Annotated in this window: 17 protein-coding genes; 9 read left to right on the top strand and 8 right to left on the bottom strand. The window is 65.1% G+C overall.

Annotation, left to right across the window (positions count from 1 at the left end):
* Positions 1-4: 4 nt before the first annotated feature.
* Both JLZ96_RS05395 and JLZ96_RS05390 read right to left on the bottom strand, forming a co-directional pair.
* Positions 5-1147 (bottom strand): FAD-binding oxidoreductase, encoded by a 1143-nt coding sequence (locus JLZ96_RS05395; RefSeq protein ID WP_032383634.1) that lies wholly within the window; start codon positions 1145-1147, stop codon positions 5-7.
* Positions 1144-1641 (bottom strand): Lrp/AsnC family transcriptional regulator, encoded by a 498-nt coding sequence (locus JLZ96_RS05390; protein ID WP_032383525.1) that lies wholly within the window; start codon positions 1639-1641, stop codon positions 1144-1146. Before JLZ96_RS05390 ends, JLZ96_RS05395 begins: the two co-directional genes overlap by 4 nt.
* Positions 1642-1807: 166 nt before the next feature.
* Between JLZ96_RS05390 and JLZ96_RS05385 the strand changes: the two genes are divergently transcribed.
* Both JLZ96_RS05385 and JLZ96_RS05380 read left to right on the top strand, forming a co-directional pair.
* A complete protein-coding gene (locus JLZ96_RS05385) occupies positions 1808-2380 on the top strand; it encodes an antibiotic biosynthesis monooxygenase (RefSeq protein WP_201009613.1) in 573 nt (190 codons plus the stop codon).
* Positions 2381-2426: 46 nt separating this feature from the next.
* Positions 2427-2951: a peroxiredoxin gene (locus tag JLZ96_RS05380; RefSeq protein ID WP_027496242.1), complete on the top strand. Its 525-nt coding sequence runs from the start codon at positions 2427-2429 to the stop codon at positions 2949-2951.
* Between the two features lie 3 nt (positions 2952-2954).
* On the opposite strand, the gene JLZ96_RS25120 is transcribed toward JLZ96_RS05380, so the two are convergent.
* Complete coding sequence (locus tag JLZ96_RS25120) at positions 2955-3077, bottom strand: hypothetical protein (RefSeq protein WP_255032376.1); 123 nt, start codon at positions 3075-3077, stop codon at positions 2955-2957.
* Between the two features lie 91 nt (positions 3078-3168).
* Here JLZ96_RS25120 and JLZ96_RS05375 point away from each other — a divergent pair, with 91 nt between their 5' ends.
* Entirely contained in the window at positions 3169-4287 is a 1119-nt protein-coding gene (locus tag JLZ96_RS05375; RefSeq protein ID WP_201009612.1) for a class I SAM-dependent methyltransferase, read from the top strand.
* Positions 4288-4311: 24 nt separating this feature from the next.
* Here JLZ96_RS05375 and JLZ96_RS05370 read toward each other — a convergent pair whose 3' ends face one another.
* Positions 4312-4737 (bottom strand): hypothetical protein, encoded by a 426-nt coding sequence (locus JLZ96_RS05370; protein ID WP_027496244.1) that lies wholly within the window; start codon positions 4735-4737, stop codon positions 4312-4314.
* Between the two features lie 197 nt (positions 4738-4934).
* Between JLZ96_RS05370 and JLZ96_RS05365 the strand changes: the two genes are divergently transcribed.
* Entirely contained in the window at positions 4935-5783 is an 849-nt protein-coding gene (locus JLZ96_RS05365) for a Bax inhibitor-1/YccA family protein (protein WP_201009611.1), read from the top strand.
* Positions 5784-5847: 64 nt separating this feature from the next.
* Here JLZ96_RS05365 and JLZ96_RS05360 read toward each other — a convergent pair whose 3' ends face one another.
* From JLZ96_RS05360 to JLZ96_RS05350, 3 genes are all read right to left on the bottom strand, one after another.
* Positions 5848-7026 carry an IS30 family transposase gene (locus JLZ96_RS05360; RefSeq protein ID WP_201010666.1) on the bottom strand — a complete coding sequence of 393 codons (1179 nt, stop codon included), beginning with the start codon at positions 7024-7026 and terminating at the stop codon, positions 5848-5850.
* 295 nt (positions 7027-7321) lie between these two features.
* Positions 7322-8542 carry an acetyl-CoA C-acetyltransferase gene (locus tag JLZ96_RS05355; protein ID WP_032371084.1) on the bottom strand — a complete coding sequence of 407 codons (1221 nt, stop codon included), beginning with the start codon at positions 8540-8542 and terminating at the stop codon, positions 7322-7324.
* A gap of 72 nt (positions 8543-8614) precedes the next feature.
* Positions 8615-9661, bottom strand: coding sequence for an SGNH/GDSL hydrolase family protein (locus tag JLZ96_RS05350; RefSeq protein WP_236253841.1), 1047 nt, complete (start codon positions 9659-9661; stop codon positions 8615-8617).
* A 62-nt stretch (positions 9662-9723) separates the two neighbouring features.
* Here JLZ96_RS05350 and JLZ96_RS05345 point away from each other — a divergent pair, with 62 nt between their 5' ends.
* Positions 9724-11109, top strand: coding sequence for a cystathionine beta-synthase (locus JLZ96_RS05345; RefSeq protein ID WP_027496256.1), 1386 nt, complete (start codon positions 9724-9726; stop codon positions 11107-11109).
* A gap of 57 nt (positions 11110-11166) precedes the next feature.
* On the opposite strand, the gene JLZ96_RS05340 is transcribed toward JLZ96_RS05345, so the two are convergent.
* Entirely contained in the window at positions 11167-12339 is a 1173-nt protein-coding gene (locus JLZ96_RS05340) for an acyl-CoA dehydrogenase family protein (protein WP_032387071.1), read from the bottom strand.
* An 81-nt stretch (positions 12340-12420) separates the two neighbouring features.
* Here JLZ96_RS05340 and JLZ96_RS05335 point away from each other — a divergent pair, with 81 nt between their 5' ends.
* The 4 genes from JLZ96_RS05335 to mdo all read left to right on the top strand — a co-directional run bounded on the left by JLZ96_RS05335 (position 12421) and on the right by mdo (position 17147).
* Positions 12421-13593, top strand: a complete 1173-nt coding sequence (locus JLZ96_RS05335) for a cystathionine gamma-synthase (RefSeq protein ID WP_201009609.1) — start codon at positions 12421-12423, stop codon at positions 13591-13593.
* Positions 13590-14360: a glutamate racemase gene (locus tag JLZ96_RS05330; RefSeq protein ID WP_201009608.1), complete on the top strand. Its 771-nt coding sequence runs from the start codon at positions 13590-13592 to the stop codon at positions 14358-14360. Before JLZ96_RS05335 ends, JLZ96_RS05330 begins: the two co-directional genes overlap by 4 nt.
* A gap of 84 nt (positions 14361-14444) precedes the next feature.
* Entirely contained in the window at positions 14445-15677 is a 1233-nt protein-coding gene (locus tag JLZ96_RS05325) for an MFS transporter (protein ID WP_201009607.1), read from the top strand.
* A 198-nt stretch (positions 15678-15875) separates the two neighbouring features.
* Positions 15876-17147, top strand: a complete 1272-nt coding sequence (gene mdo / locus JLZ96_RS05320; protein WP_027496261.1) for an NDMA-dependent methanol dehydrogenase — start codon at positions 15876-15878, stop codon at positions 17145-17147.
* The last annotated feature ends 49 nt before the right edge of the window (positions 17148-17196 follow it).

The raw sequence follows: 17196 nt of genomic DNA, 5'->3' as shown, positions 1-17196 counted from the left end.
GCCTCTAGCCGAGGCGGCGGGGTGACAGATCCGCTTCGAGAAGGCCGCGCTCGGCCACATCTGCCGGAACCGGTTCTCCGCGAACGACGGCCGCGCCCACCCGGGCCAGCGCCGCGCACGTCTGGATTCCGTAGCCGCCCTGCCCGGCGCACCAGAAGAAGCCCTCGAGCTCATGGTCGAACCCGACCACCGGGGTGCGATCGGGAACGAAGCTACGCAGTCCGGCCCAGGACGAACGAACGTGTCGCGCAGTCAGGGTGGTCACCTCGCCGATGTCGTCGAACGCCCGCGCAATCTCCAACTCGTCCGGACGGGCATCGCTCGGTTCGACCGCCGTCTCGTCGGCCGGCGAGCACAACAGTTGTGCGCCTTCGGGTTTGATGTAGAACTTCTCGTCGATGTCGCTCAGTGTCGCCAGATTCTTTGTGTCGAGATCGTCGGGTGCGGCGACCATGAAGACCGACCTGCGCTTGGGAACCAAGCCGATGTGGCGGGCCCCCGCCATCGCACCGACGACATCCGCCCAGGCCCCTGCCGCGTTCACGACCAGTGGAGCCCGATGAGTCGACCCGTCCGAGGTGCGTACGTGCCACAGACCGTTCAGGCGCTCGAGTTCGGTCACCGAGGCCTTGGTGTGGATCCGACCGCCCCGCTGTCGCAGACCTCCGACGAAGCCCTGATGCAGAGCATGGACGTCGACCTCCATCGAATGCGGTTCGTACAGAGCGCAATCGATCAGCTCGGGCCGTAGCGGTGGGAAGAATGTGCATGCGTCGGTGGGGGAGATCAGCTGCGCGTCGGGAGTGAGGCGACTGACGTCGGTGTACATCGCTTCGAGGGCATCGCCGCGTCCCGTGGCCGCGAATTGCAACAGTGGACGCGGAGTGAGCAAATCCGACCGGAAGCAGTCGGGTGGGTTCACCAGAAAGTCTCGGCTGGCGGTCGTCAAGGCGCGAATCGTGCTGTTGCCGTATGTCTCCAGAAACAGAGCCGCGGATCGACCGGTGGTGTGGAACGCCAGCGTGGACTCACGCTCGAGCAGCGTGACACGGCGGTCGGCGGCGAGTTCGTACGCGAGTGAGACACCGCCGATGCCGCCGCCGATGACAACGACGTCCGAGAGGGCGGGCTGTTCGGTGGCGCTCATGGATGTCTCCTGTTCGGCTTCGGCGTGAACCACTGCGCTCCGGGGCCGACTGCTTCGTCGAAGATCAGCCACGTCCGCGTCGAGAGTATCCCGTCCAGCCCTTGCAACTTGTCGAGTACCAGGTGTCGCAACGCCGAGTTGTCCGGAGCGCGCACGAGGACCAAGGCGTCGAAGTCGCCGCCCATCAAGCTGACGTGCTCGACGAAGGGGAACGTGCTGAGGTCGTCGGCGACAGTCCGCCAGGAATCTTGCCGAATCGACAGTGCGACATACGCAGATGCGCCGAATCCGGCTTTCTCGTACGCGATACGGGCGGTGAAACCCTCGATCACACCTTCGTCGACGAGTCGGTCGACGCGAACGTAGGCATGTGCGCGGGAAATGTGGGTGGCCTCGGCGAGGGCCCTCATGGACATGCGCCCGTCTCGGCTCAGTTCGGTGACTATCCGTCGGTCGACGTCGTCGAGTTCGTATTCGGTCTCGCTCGGTGCCATACGTCCACTCCAGACCGATCGCGATGGAAGCTCGTGGACGAATAGTCACACAGCGAGCTCCAGTATGCCATCAGTCTGCAATCCGGTTCGTGATTTGATACTCGGTCCATTTCGACACAGTCTGTGTAGAACGCATCGACGACGAACCAGCGCAGGAGGGGACCCCATGGCCACAACCGACACGCTCGAGCACGTCACGACCTCGGTCGCACGACGCGTTCGCGAGGGACACGAGCCGGACTTCGTCGAATGGACCGACCGGGGCATCGACCTGGTGCGAACCTTCCCGGGCTTTCTCGGCGGAGGCTGGCTGCGCAGCTCGGCCGAATCCAGTGACTATCACGTGGTGTATCGATTCGAGACGCACGACCATCTCGAGGCGTGGTTGCGTTCGGAGGCGAGGCGCGATTGGCTCGGCCGTGGCCGACCGATAGCGGACGACGTTGTGACACATCGGCTTTCCGGCGTGGAGGGATGGTTCGAGCCACAGTCGAACCTGACCGACGCCGTGCGCGTCGTGGGCGGTCCGCCGCCGCGGTGGAAGCAGGCCGTGTCCATCGGTGTTGCGTTCTATGCCGTCAGCCTGTTGGTGAACCTCGTGATCACCCCACATCTGACCCACCTGAACGTGGCCCTGAGGACTGCGGTCGTAGTGATGATGTGCACTCCGCTGATGGTGTACGTGGTGATGCCGTTCGTCACCGCACGACTGCGAAAGTGGCTCGTACCGCGCGGTTGACGGCCACGGCCCTGCTCGTTGCGAGCCGAGCGGTACCCTCTGCGTCATGCGAATCGGACAGACCGCCCCGGATTTCGAGCTGCCCGATCATTCCGGTGAACGTCGTGCGCTCACCGAGCTCACGGCGTCGGGGCCGGTGGTCCTGTTCTTCTATCCGGCTGCGAACAGTCCGATCTGCACGGCCGAGGCGTGCCATTTTCGGGATCTGGGAGCGGAGTTCGGCAGGTTCGGTGCGCAGCGAGTGGGGATCAGCACCGATACCCGAGACAAGAACCAACATTTCGCGCTGCAGAGGTCGTTCGACTTCCCGTTGCTCTCGGATTCCGACGGTGCGGTGGCCGAACAGTTCGGAGTGCGGCGCGGCGGGTGGTTCGCCCGTAGGCGTCGACTTCGGGATTTCGAGCGCGGCCACTCGAACGTGGCTCGTCGCAGTTATCTACGGCAGTTGTTGTCCGTGAAGCGGACGACGTTCGTGATCGATCGGCACCGTACGGTGCGGATGGTGGTGCAGAGCGAGCGCGGTCACGTACATGCGACCAAGGCGCTGGAGTACCTGCGGTATCTGTCGTGAGGGTCAGTCGTTGGCACCGCTGAAAAGGGCCGTGTAGACGGCGGGCTTGGTCGCTTCGGCCGAGGCATCGGTCGATGCGTCGTCGGGATGGCTGAAGAGCGCCTCGTTCTTGTCTTTGTGTTCCATTCCCCGAGCATGCACCTCATCGGTCGCAATAGCCACTTGCCGCGCGGAACGACCGCGCTCGGCCGGTCGCGTTCGGTGGAATACTGCCCGGGTGTCCGATGAAACGTTGTTCGAAGCTCTGCGGCGTGAGCCCGATGCCGAGGCACCCAATCTGCATGCGGTCGACGCGGCAGATCGTCTGCTGCTCGATACCGTCGACGAACTGGGGGTCGACCGCACGGCACCGATCGCAGTGATCGGTGATCGCTACGGCGCTCTGACTCTGGGTGCGGCGGCCCTGGGGTTCACCGACGTGCGAGTGCACCAGGACGCTGTTACCGGCGTACGCGCTCTGGAGCTGAACGCGGCGCGTGTGTCGATGGTCGGCACGTACACCCACCACGGGCTGGGTGCGGAACTGCTCGACGGCGTCGGCACCGTGTTGATGCAGTTGCCACGAGGTCTGGCCGAGCTCACCGAGATCGCCGAACACATCGCGGCGCATGCGCTCCAGAACGTCGTCGTCCTGGCCGGCGGCCGAGACAAACACATGACGCCTGCGATGAACGACATCCTCGGGCGGTCGTTCGAGACCGTCACGGCGGGTCGGGGACGGCAGAAGGCGCGGGTATTGAGCGCGACCGGGGCAGTGGCGTCGGAGATGACGTATCCGGTCGACAAACGAATCGACGACCTCGGCCTGACGGTCGTGGCCCACGGCGCGGTCTTCGCCGGGGCGGGCCTCGATATCGGGACGAGATTCCTACTGGGGTTCGTGCCGAAGATGGCACCTCGCGCAACCAACGCCGTCGATCTGGGGTGCGGCAGTGGAATCCTCGCGACCGAATTGGCTCGAACCAGGCCCGGTCTCGAGGTGATCGCAACGGACCGATCGGCCGCAGCCATCGCGTCGGCCGCTGCCACCGCCGAGGTGAACGGGACGACGGTCTCGGTGGTGGCCGACGACGCGATGTCGACGTTCGAGTCCCGGTCGGTCGACCTGATCGTCTGCAACCCGCCGTTCCACGAGGGCGCTGCGGTACACACAGGCGGGGCAGGCAAGTTGTTCGAGGCCGCCGGACGCGTGCTGCGGCCGGGCGGACAGCTGTGGACGGTGTTCAACACGCACCTGAACTATCGTCGGGCTCTCGCCGACGCCGTCGGGCCCACCGATCCGATGGGACGCAACACCAAGTTCACCGTCACTCGCTCGGTGCGCCCGAGCGAGTAACGGTGAAGACCAGATGCGAGAGCGTCAGGTGACGGGGCCGCCGTCTTCCGGGGTGCCGTCGATCTGGCCCCTGTCGCGCCCACGATCCTCGACGAGAGTCCCTTCGACGATCTCGGCCTGACGCTGGCCTTCCGCGTAATCGATGTCGGGATCCTCGTCGGACTCCTCGATGACGTGGTCGACCAGTTCTTCGGTCAGTTCGTCGTCCGGGGTCTCGGTGATCGGGCGGTCGAGATCCTCCTCGACGGCGATGTCGGGTTCTTCCTCGCTGAGCTTGAGGTCGAGGCTCTCACCCTCGGCTGCTTCACGGGCGGTCGTGCCGAAACTGTTGGCTTCGCTCCAGTGGTCCGGGGGATCGACCACGGTGTCGCCGTCGTCGTTGCGCACCTCGTCGGAGTCGAGGCTTTCGCTTTGGTCCAAGGTCTGGTCGGGTCCGTCTTCGATTGCCATTTCCTCATAGTGCCCGTTTCGATTCGGTGTCACACACGCGGTCGTGGCTGCCTGTCGAGGGGCGACCCGGTAGAGTCCGTTTTGTCCGACGTAGAGGTTCTCGTCACGGGAACTTTTGTCCGGATGTCGAACGTTCTACTGATGACCGACGGGGAGATCCCCGGTGGGGATCAGAACTTACGAAGGGAAGAGACACGGTGCGCACCTCCAGCAACCCGGTGTTCCGCAACCTGCCCAAGCAGCAGGGCGGCGGATACGCCACATTCGGATCTGCGACGGCTGGAGCCTCGCAGGCCGCAACGTTCGGCCAGCATCCCGGAACACAGGCCGACCCGTACACCACGCAGCCCGCCGAGCGGGCCATGACGATCGACGACGTCGTCACCAAGACCGGCATCACGCTCGGTGTGCTGAGCGTCACGGCGATCATCTCGTACCTGTATGCATCCGCCAACCCTTCGGCCGCACCCGCGTTGCTCATCGCTGGTGGACTGATCGGCTTCGGCCTCGTCATGTTCGCGACTTTCGGGCGCAAGATGGACAACAAGTTCATCGTCTTGGCCTACGCGGCAGCCGAAGGCGTTTTCCTCGGTGCTCTGTCGCTCGTGTTCACCGGAGAGATCTTCGGAATGAGCGGTGGATCGGGTCTCATCGGCCAGGCCATTCTCGGCACGTTCGGCGTGTTCTTCGGCATGCTGGTCGTCTACAAGACCGGCGCTATTCGCGTCACGCCGCGTCTGACTCGCATGATCGTCGGTGCCCTCATCGGTGTCGTCGTGCTCATGCTCGGCAACCTCGTCGCCAGCTTCTTCACGGACGGTGGATTTGGGCTGCGTGACGGCGGACCCATCGCCATCATCTTCAGCCTCGTCTGCATCGGCATTGCGGCGTTCAGCTTCCTGCTGGACTTCGACCAGGCCGATCAGCTGATCCGCGCACAGGCTCCCGAGAAGGCAGCCTGGGGCGTCGCCCTCGGTCTGACCATCACGTTGGTCTGGCTGTACGTCGAGATCCTGCGTCTGCTGAGCTACTTCCAGAACGACTAGTACTCACGCGAAAAGCCCCGCCCTCCGATTGGCGGATTCTAGGGGTCCTCGCAACACCTGATGGTCAGATGCCTGTCAGTAGATCACGTAAACGCTCGGCTGGAGTTTTCCAGCCGAGCGTTTTGCGTGGACGGGAGTTGAGGCGGTGGGCAACGTTCTCGAGGTCGGTGGCGCTGTACACGGACAGGTCCGTGCCTTTGGGGAAGTACTGGCGTAGCAAGCCGTTGGTGTTCTCGTTCGATCCGCGTTGCCATGGTGAGTGTGGATCGCAGAAGTACACCGGCACCCCGGTGGCGACGCTGAACTGCTTGTGCGCTGCCATCTCGCACCCTTGGTCCCACGTCAGTGAACCGCGCAAATGCGTTGGGAGAGAACCGATCAGAGGAACCAGAACGTCCCGGACCTCCTCTGCAGTGTGCCCGCCGGGGAGGTGACCGAGAAGCAGGTACCGGGTAGAACGCTCGACCAATGTCACGATCGCCGACTCCGATCGAGTACCGACGATCAGATCACCCTCCCAGTGCCCGGGCACGGAGCGGTCGGCGACCTCCGCCGGCCGCTCGGAGATCATCACCATCGCATCGACGAATCGTGAGGTGCGCTGCTCGGGTGAGCGGTGCTGTACGCGGCGAGTACGTCCGGTGCGCAATGCGGCAGCAACTTCTCGGCGTAGTCCGCCGCGCGACTGTACGTAGATGGCCTGGTAGATCGTTTCGGTGCTCACACGCATCGCCTTGTCATCGGGGAAGTCGACAACTAGAGCGTGGCAGATTTGCTCGGGCGACCACTGCAGGGCGAGTTTGCCGGCGACGTAGGACCGGAGCGAACCCTGTGCCGCCAGCTTCGCCGGTTTCGGCCGGGCACGCGAGATAGCCCACAGCCGATGTGCCCGGTGCGGGTGGTACTCGTCGGCGATGCCGTAGGTGTCGATCTCGCGTTTGACGGTCGAGGCCGCCCGGCCGAGGCGGCGTCCCATCTCACGCAGCGAACACCCGGCTCGACGCAGGTCGGCGATGTGTTCACGGTCGGTCACCGTCAGATACCGAGGGTGCAGTGTGGACTCGATGCGGGCCAGCGACGGCCTCTGAGCAGCGGTGACGAACGTTGTCATACCGGTTTTGTAGTCGATACGTCGACCATCCGGGTGCAGGCGCGCACCACCGATCTTGCGGATGCCCCCGTCCCAGTCCTGCGCGGTCCGGAGGTGGACCCCAACCTCCCGAGCAGCCTCGCGCCGCGAGATTCCCGACGAGCGGAGTTCCTCGTATCGTCCCCGACCCGAATGCTCGGCCCGGCCGCTCTTTCCGCGCCCTTGCACACCCGCCTGACGAACCCACCCGAAGGCAGTGTTCCGGTTCACCCCGACACAGCGTGCGGCCGCGCTGACATTCCCGTCCTCACGGTCCAACGCCTCGAAAAACCGCACCTTCAACCCAGCACATGCCACGATCCCCGCAACTCCCTCAAATCGAGGGTGTTGCGGGGATCGTTAGAACCCGCCATTCGGAGGGCGGGGCTTTTTCGTTGTGCGTCTCGGATCAGCTGAGACGTTCGAGCACCATGGCCATGCCCATGCCGCCGCCGACGCACATGGTCTCGACGCCGAACGTCTTGTCCTGTGTGGTCAGGTTGTTCAGCAGAGTCGTGGTGATACGGGCACCGGTCATGCCGAACGGGTGGCCGATCGCGATGGCACCGCCGGAGACGTTGAGCTTGTCCTCTTCGATGCCGAGGTCACGGGCGGAACCTAGGACCTGCACCGCGAAGGCCTCGTTGATCTCGAACAGGTCGATGTCGGAGATGGACATGCCCGCGATCTTCAGCGCCTTACGGGTGGCCTCGATCGGCCCCAGGCCCATGATCTCGGGAGACGTGCCGGTGACGCCGGTGGACACGATGCGAGCCAACGGGGTCAGGCCCAGCTCCTTGGCCTTGGTGTCGCTCATGATGACGAGCGCTGCTGCGCCGTCGTTGAGCGGGCACGCGTTACCGGCGGTGATGGTGCCATTCGGACGGAAGACCGGCTTGAGCTGGCTGATCTTCTCGTACGTGGTGCCGGCGCGAGGGCCGTCGTCGGTGGTGACGACGGTGCCGTCGGGCAGGGTCACCGGGGTGATCTCCCGCTCGAAGAAGCCGGCGTTGATGGCCTCTTCGGCGCGGTTCTGGCTGCGGACGCCCCAGCGGTCCTGGTCCTCACGGCTGATGCCGGTGAGCAGGGCGACGTTCTCGGCCGTCTGGCCCATCGCGATGTACGCGTCGGGCAGCTCGCCGTTCTCGCGGGGATCGGTCCAGCTGTCCGCGCCCTCTTCCTGTGCCTTCTTGGTACGGGCCTCGGCGTCGGCGAAGATCGGGTTGTGGCTTTCCGGAAGCGAATCCGAGCTGCCGTGGATGAAGCTGGACACGCTCTCGACGCCTGCGGAGATGAACACGTCACCCTCGCCTGCCTTGATCGCGTGCAGCGCCATGCGGGTGGTCTGCAGCGAGGACGAGCAGTAGCGCGTGATCGTCGTTCCGGGCAGCGAGTCGTAGCCGAGCTGAACCGCGACGATGCGCGCGAGGTTGTTGCCCTGCATGCCGCCGGGCAGGCCGCAGCCCAGGAGCAGGTCGTCGATGTCCTTCGGGTCGAGCGAGGGCACCTTGGCCAGCGCAGCGGCGACCATCTGAGCGGTGAGGTCGTCGGGACGAATGTCCTTGAGCGACCCCTTCATTGCCCTGCCGATGGGTGAGCGCGCGGTGGCGACGATGACTGCCTCTGGCATGAGATCTCCTTCGATATCGATACTGCTTACCTGCTCTGTTACCGCCGAGTAGGCGATGTCTCCTGATCGAACTTACAACCCTGCCTGACGGCCATCTCCACGACGTAGGAGATCCTCCGCCGCGCTGTCGATCTCGGCGTCGAGCTCGGCAGTTCTACGCCGGAGAAAGCGGTCCACTGCGGCGGTGGCGCGGGGTATGGCTCTGCGTGATTCGGCGGCGGCGGACACCGTCGGCAGTTCGGGCAGTGGACCGCCGTGCCATACGCCGAGGGCCGAGGCGAGCACCGGCAGAATCTGTTGCGCGGCCAGCTCGTAACCCGCAGCGGACGGGTGGAAGCGGTCCGCCGAGAACATCGTGTCGGGGGCGGCCAGAAACTCCGGTGCCAGCAGATCCGCCAGGGCTACCGGATGCCCGCCGGCGCCGAGAGTCCTGGCCGTCTGGGCATGGGCCAGCCGCCGACCCCAATTGCGGACGACGGTACGCAGCGGTTGCGGAATGGCCGTCACGACACCGAGATCGGGGCACGTTCCCACGGCGACGACGCAGCCCTTGGCCGTCAATCGTTCGACTGCATCGCCCAGCCTGGCCGCTGATGCCGGAATGGAGAATTTCTTGGTGACGTCGTTCGCGCCGATGAAGATCACCGCGGCGTCGGGCGGCGGGCCCGCGACGAACATGGCGTCGACCTGACCTTCGAGTCCCTTGGACGTGGCACCGGCAATTGCTTTGGTGCTCAAGCGGATTCGTTGACCGGTTTCCTCGGCCAATCCGCGGGCGAGCAGGACACCCGGGACCTCGTCGGCCACAGTGCAACCCACGCCTGCCGCGGTGGAGTCGCCGAAGATCATCAGATGAATATCTGCTGAACTCCCCATGCGCCACCGCTCGGGTGCCGCGCAGCCGGCGGTGTAGACCCCGTCGGCCTCGGGTGGCTTGGCAATGTTGCGTCCGATGACGCCGCGGGCCGCAGCGGCCTGTCCCATCAAATGTCGATACGCGGCCCAGGACACAGTCCCTGCTCCAGAGCCTGCAAGTACCGTCGCGGCGCTCGCTTTTGCGGCGGTACGCCATCCGCTCGCCGTCACAGATCGATCCCTCTCGTCGTGCCCCCTCACCATCGTATGCGGGTGTCGACAGCCGTGGCCGAGAGTCCGATACCTGCATCTGGGAAGATGGAGCAATGCGCATCGCACAGCACATCACCGAACTCATCGGCAACACCCCGTTGGTGAAGTTGTCCTCCGTCATCGGCGACGGCGCCGGCACGGTCGCAGCCAAGATCGAGTACCTCAACCCGGGTGGTTCGTCGAAGGACCGCATCGCCGTCAAGATGATCGACGCAGCCGAGGCCTCGGGCGAGTTGAAGCCCGGCGGCACCATCGTCGAGCCCACCTCCGGTAACACCGGCGTCGGCCTCGCGCTCGTCGCTCAGCAGCGTGGCTACAAGTGTGTGTTCGTGTGCCCCGACAAGGTCGGTGAGGACAAGCGCAACGTGCTGCGTGCCTACGGTGCCGAGGTCGTCGTCTGCCCCACGGCCGTCGCGCCCGAAGACCCCAACAGCTACTACAGCGTCTCCGACCGACTCGTCCGCGAGATCGAGGGAGCGTGGAAGCCGAACCAGTACGCCAACCCGGCCGGCCCGGCCAGCCACTACGAGACCACGGGGCCCGAGATCTGGGCCGACACCGACGGCAAGATCACGCACTTCGTCGCAGGCGTCGGCACCGGCGGCACCATCTCCGGCACCGGCAAGTACCTCAAGGAGGTCTCCGGCGGCAAGGTCAAGGTCATCGGCGTCGACCCCGAGGGATCGGTGTACTCCGGTGGCACGGGACGTCCGTACTTGGTCGAGGGTGTCGGTGAGGACTTCTGGCCGACCGCCTACGACCCGTCCATCCCGGACGAGATCATCGCCGTGTCCGACAACGACTCGTTCGACATGACTCGTCGCCTCGCCCGCGAGGAAGGCCTGTTGGTCGGCGGCTCGTGCGGCATGGCTGCTGTCGCGGCCATTCAGGTTGCCGAGCGTGAAGGCCCCGACGCGTTGGTCGTCGTTCTGCTGCCCGACGGTGGCCGCGGCTACCTGGCGAAGATCTTCAACGACTCGTGGATGTCGTCGTACGGATTCCTGCGTTCGCGCTTGGACGGCACCACCGAGGAGACCTCGGTCGGCGCAGTGCTGCGCGGCAAGTCCGGTGCCCTGCCCGATCTGGTGCACACCCACCCGTCCGAGACCGTGCGCGACGCCATCGAGATCCTGCGCGAGTACGGCGTCTCGCAGATGCCCGTCGTCGGAGCCGAGCCGCCCGTCATGGCAGGCGAGGTTGCCGGCAGCGTCACCGAGCGCGATCTGCTCAGCGCGGTGTTCGAGGGTCGCGCAGCATTGGCCGACCCGGTCGCCAAGCACATGAGTGAGCCGTTCCCGCTGATCGGTGCCGGCGAAACCGTCTCCGACGCCACCAAGGCCCTCGGGGAGTCCGATGCGCTGATGGTCGTCGAAGAGGGCAAGCCCGTCGGCGTCATCACTCGCCACGATCTGCTCGGTTTCCTCAGTAAGGGTGCCTGACCGTCGTGCGCGTTTTGCGTACCCTGAGGGACGCAAAACGCGCACGACAGTGTCGCTCTAGCGGAAAGCGCTGGAGCCCGTCAGCGCCTGCCCGATCACGAGTTGATGGACCTCGGATGTGCCCTCGTAGGTGAGGACGGATTCGAGGTTGTTGGCATGCCGGAGTACGGGGTATTCCAACGTGATTCCGTTGGCGGCCAGGATGGTTCGGCATTCGCGTGCGATCTTGATGGCCTCGCGCACGTTGTTGAGCTTGCCGAGCGACACTCGCTCGCCCGGTAGCTCTCCCTTGTCTTTCAGCCGGCCCAGATGCAGCGCGAGCAGTTGACCCTTGCCGAGTTCGAGCGCCATGTTCGCGAGCTTGGCCTGGGTGAGCTGGTATCCGGCGAGCGGCTTGTCGAATACCGCGCGGGTCTTGGAGTACTCGATCGCCGACTCGATGCAGTCCCGAGCCGCCCCCATCGCCCCGAACACGATGCCGAAACGGGCTTCGTTGAGGCAGCTCAACGGGCCGCTCAGGCCGCGGGCCTCGGGCAGCATCGCGTCGGCAGGGAGACGGACGTCGTCGAACACCAACTCGCCCGTGATCGACGCGCGTAGAGACAGCTTCTTCTTCACCGTGTTGGCGGTGAATCCGGGGGTGTCCGTGGGGACGACGAAACCCCTGACCTTGTCGTCGGTTTGAGCCCACACGACGGCGACGTCGGCGACCGGACCGTTCGTGATCCACATCTTGCTGCCGTTGAGAATCCAGTCGTCACCGTCGCGCTTGGCGCGGGTGAGCATGCCGCCGGGGTTGGACCCGAAGTCGGCCTCGGTGAGACCGAAGCAGCCGATGAGCGAACCCTCGGCCATCCCCGGCAACCACTGCTGCTTCTGTTCCTCGGACCCGTACTTCCAGATCGCGAACATCGCCAGCGAGCCCTGCACCGAGACCAGTGAGCGGATGCCGGAATCGATGGCTTCGAGTTCGAGGCAGGCCAGCCCGTACGCCGTCGCCGATGTTCCGGCGCAACCGTAGCCCTCGAGGTGCATGCCGAGCAGGCCGAGCGAGCCCAGCTCCTTGGCAAGTTCACGCGCGGGAACGGTGCCCTCGTCGAACCAGTCGGCGATGTGTGGTCGGATGCGTTCGTTGCCGAACTTGCGGACGGTGTCCCGGATCTGACGTTCTTCGTCGTCGAGGAGGGAATCGATCGCGAACAGTTCGTCGACGCTCTGGGAGTTGGCCACGGTGCCTCTTTCCGCTGGGGGTTGTCTTCGCAGGTTACCCACGCCCCTGCCGGGCGACGCAGGCCGATTAGTGTGGAGGCCATGAGTGAGCAGCGCAGCAAGGCAGACAACACCTCCTGGCAGGGCTTTTCCACGAAGGCGGTCCACGCGGGTTACGAGCCCGATCCACTGACCGGCGCGGTCAACGTGCCGATCTACGCCAGCTCCACCTTCGCGCAAGACGGGGTCGGCGGAATGCGTAGCGGATTCGAGTACGCGCGCACCGGCAACCCGACGCGTCGGCCGCTCGAGGCCAACCTCGCAGCCATCGAATCCGGTACCTACGGTCGCGCTTTCTCGTCGGGCATGGCCGCCACCGACTGCATGCTGCGGTCGGCGCTGCGTCCCGGTGACCACCTCGTCATTCCCAACGACGCCTACGGCGGCACGTACCGATTGATCGACAAGGTCTTCACCCAGTGGGGCATCGAGTACTCCGTGGCCGCGGTCTCGAACGTCGACGAGGTCCGCGCCGCGATGCGTCCGAACACCAAGCTGGTGTGGGTCGAGACGCCCACCAACCCGTTGCTCAACATCGGTGACATCGAGGCGCTCGCGGGCGTTGCGCACGAGGGCGGGGCCAAGCTGGTCGTCGACAACACGTTCGCGTCTCCCTACCTGCAGCAGCCGTTGTCCCTCGGTGCCGACGTGGTGCTGCACTCGACGACCAAGTACATCGGTGGTCACTCCGACGTCGTCGGCGGCGCTCTGGTGACCGACAGCGAAGAGCTGGATACCGCGTTCGCATTCCTGCAGAACGGTGCCGGGGGCGTTCCCGGACCGTTCGACGCATTCCTGACCTTGCGCGGCATCAAGACCCTCGCGTTGCGGATGGAACGGCACAGCGACAACGCGGAGAAGATCGTCGAATTCCTCGACGGGCATCCGGCCATCTCGCAGGTCATCTACCCCGGCCTCGAGTCGCACCCGTCTCACGCGGTGGCCGCGAAGCAGATGCGACGGTTCGGCGGCATGGTCTCCGTGCGGCTGGCCGGCGGCAAGCAGGCCGCTCTCGATTTCTGCGCGAAGACCGAGATCTTTACTCTCGCAGAGTCTTTGGGCGGCGTCGAGTCGCTCATCGAGCATCCCGGCGCGATGACGCACGCGTCGACTGCTGGTTCGCTGCTCGAGGTCCCGGACGACCTGGTGCGTCTGTCCGTCGGTATCGAGGACGGTGCCGATCTGGTGGGCGACGTCGAGCAAGCACTGGCATGATCGTTGCACTGATCGACTCGGGGTTGGGAATGCTCCCGACGGCTGCTCGCCTGCGTGAGTCGCGTCCCGAGCTCGATCTGGTGCTGATGATGGATCCCGACAACGCTCCGTGGGGTCCGAAGCCGGATGCGTGGGTGGTCGAGCGGGTGGTCGGTACCGCTCGGCATGCCGTCGAACTCGGTGCCGAGGTCGTGGTGCTGCCGTGCAACACGGCCAGTGTGACGGCGTTGAGCCAGGTGCGGGCTGCGCTCGGTGATTCGATCCCCGTGGTGGGGACGGTCCCGGCGATCAAACCCGCAGCGGCGGTCAGTGATCGGATCGCGATCTGGGCGACGGCGGCCACGACGGCAAGTGCGTACCAGGCCCGGTTGATCGACGAATTCGCCTCTCGTCGGACGGTGACCAGCGTGGCCTGCCACGGCCTGGCCGATTCGATCGATCGCGGGGACTCGACCGGAATACGTGCGGCCATCGACGCTGCGGTGGCCGCCACTCCCGACGACGTCGAGTCCATCGTGTTGGGGTGCACCCACTACCCGTTGGTGCTGGACGAGATCGTCGCGCGTCTGCCGGACGGCGTGACGATGTTCGACAGCGCGGCGGCCGTGGCCAATCAGACGGTGCGACGCGCGGACGAGGTCGGTTCGGGGCGGACCGGAACCGGATCGGTCGCGGTGTGGCTGAGCGGGATCGAAGGCGTACTACCGGAGAGTGCACATCGTTACCGCGAGGCAGGGGTACTGCTCGACGGTGCGCGGGCCCGGTAGTTCCGCGCCGCCGGGGAATGCCCGGTGCGTTCGTGCGTTGTCCTTCACTGAGGTAACGGTCGTTGCAGTGGAGGGAATGAGCACATGGTCGGTGTCGACACGCGGGACGTTCAGGGCAGAGCAGCGGCGCGGATTCCGCATCGGTACGCCTTCTGGGTGGTCGGCGTCGCCTTCATCGTCCTCATGGCGTCCTCCGCTGCACCGTCGCCGCTGTACCCGGTGTACCAGCAGTCGTGGGGGTTCAGTGCTATCACCCTCACGGTCGTCTTCGCCGTCTATGCGCTGGCGCTGCTGCTGACTCTGCTCACGGTAGGAAGTCTGTCGGACCACATCGGACGCAAACCGATCCTGGTCGCGTCACTGCTGCTGTTGATCGTCAGTCTGGTGTTGTTCATCGTCGCCGACAGTGTCCCGGTATTGATCGCTGCTCGCGTCGTGCAGGGAATCGCCGCAGGCGCGGCGACGGGGGCCATGAGTGCGGCCATCATCGATCTGCAGCCCACCGTGTCGACCGGCCCGCTGCTCAACAGCGTCGCCCCCTCCTTCGGTCTGGCGGCAGGCGCGATCGGGGCCGGTTTGCTGGTGCAGTTGGCGCCGGCACCCGAAATTCTCGTGTTCGCCCTGTTGATCGCCGCCGCGGCAGTACTGGCCGTGGCCCTGCTGTTCGTGCCGGAGACGTCGGCGATGCGCGGCTTCGATTCCCGACGTCACCTGGCGTCGACCCTGCTGCCGCGAGCCTCGCTGCCGAAGTCGGTGCGGGCACCGTTCGTGGTCATTGCCCCTGCCCTGTTCGCGACCTGGTCGCTCGGCGGGTTCCACCTCTCGCTGGGCCCGTCGATCATCGGCACCGTCTTCGGTATCGACAACCACATCGTCGGCGGCCTGGAGATCTTCTCGCTGTTCGCCTCGGGCTCGGTAGCAGCTGTCGTCGTGCGCAACGGGATTCCTCGCACGGTGATGATGATCGGCGCGTCGGTGCTCGCAAGCGGCGTCGCGCTGACCTTGGTGTCGGTCGAAATCGGCTCGGTCGCGCTGTATTTCGTCGGCGCTGTCGTCGCAGGATCGGGCTGGGGAGCAACGTTTCTTGGTGCGATGCGCACACTCGGTTCGTTGGTTCCCGCTGCGGAGCGAGGTGGCGTGTTCGCCACGACATTCGTCATCAGCTACCTCGCCTTCAGCCTGCCTGCGGTGATCGCCGGTCTCGCTGTGCACCGGCTCGGATTGAGCACCACGGTCGAGGTGTACGGGGCGTTCGTCATAGCTCTTGCATTGATCTCGGTCGTCGGGTTCTCGGTTGTGCAACGACGAAATCGATAGCGCAGCAATCACTCCTCGATCTCCCCTCCCGAGGACGGGCACCACGTACTGCCCAATCGGATAGTCCGGCAGCGGTGTTGGAACGGTTCTGCCCTGCAGGTGTTCCGATCTCCTCTCGGTGCGGCCATGGTGGTCATCAGTGAGACGCCGATCACACACCCCAGGCGTTTCCTGACCACACTCACCGAGGAGACACCGATGGCAATCGAGCTCAATCAGATCTGGGAATTCCCCATCAAGGAGTTTCACCCGCTGCCCCGCGCCAAGCTGGGGGTCGGCGCTCACGACATGATCGGCGTCGAGGCGAAGGAACTCGGATTCAAGCGTGCCCTGCTCGTCACCACCGGACTGCGCGGATCCGGGATCATCGAGGAACTGATCGGCAAGATCGAATACCAGGGCGTCGAGGTGGTTCTCTACGACAAGGTCGAGTCGAACCCCAAGGACTACAACGTCATGGACGGTGCCGCGCTCTACCAGAAGGAGAAGTGCGACAGCGTCATCTCCGTCGGTGGCGGCTCCAGCCACGACGCGGCCAAGGGCATCCGCGTCGTCGTTGCCCACGACGGCCGCAACATCAACGAGTTCGAGGGATTCTCCAAGTCCACGAACAAGCAGAACCCACCGCATATCGCCGTATCGACCACCGCCGGAACGGGTTCGGAGACGTCCTGGGCGTACGTCATCACCGACACCTCGGACATGGAGAAGCCGCACAAGTGGCTCGCCTTCGACGAGGCGTCGACACCGACTCTGGCACTGGACGATCCGCTGCTCTACTACACCTGCCCCCAGCAATGGACCGCGTTCTGTGGCTTCGACGTTCTGGCACACGGTGCCGAGCCGTACGTGTCGCGTCTCGATTTCGCGCCGTCGCTGGGCAACGCGATCTACTCGATCGGCCTGGTGTCCAAGCACCTTCGCGAGGCCGTCTACGACCCGGGCAATCTGAAGGCTCGCGAGGGCATGATGAACGCCCAGTACATTGCCACGCAGGCGTTCAACTCCGGCGGACTCGGTGTCATCCACTCGATTTCCCACGCGATCAGTGCGTTCTACGACAGTGCTCACGGCCTCAACAACGCCATCGCTCTGCCGCGCGTGTGGGAGTACAACCTGCCTTCGCGCTACGAGCGCTACGCGGAGATCGCCGTGGCCATGGGCGTCGACACGAAGAACATGACCACCGTCCAGGCGGCCGACGCGGCAGTCGAAGCCGCCATCCGGCTCGCGAAGGACGTCGGCATTCCCGACAACTTCGGGTCGATCCGTTCTGCGACGTACGACAAGAACCGGATGAACACCGGCAAGTACGCCGGTAAGGGCGACGTGATCAAGGGTGACGAGAAGTCGGTACTCAAGATCTCCGAGCACATCCAGGAAGACTGGTGCACCCCGGGTAACCCCCGCGAGGTCACCGTCGAGTCGATGATTCCGGTCGTCTCGCACGCGATCAACGAGTCGTACTGATGCTGCGCAGTGGTGCGGTTATGTGCCCCGGGCGGCGCATAACCGCACC

The organism is Rhodococcus sp. NKCM2511, assembly GCF_014905595.1.
GTDB lineage: Bacteria > Actinomycetota > Actinomycetes > Mycobacteriales > Mycobacteriaceae > Rhodococcoides > Rhodococcoides fascians.
The sequence above is the reverse complement of the archived record's forward strand: the minus strand, read 5'-3'. Positions and strand labels throughout refer to the sequence as shown.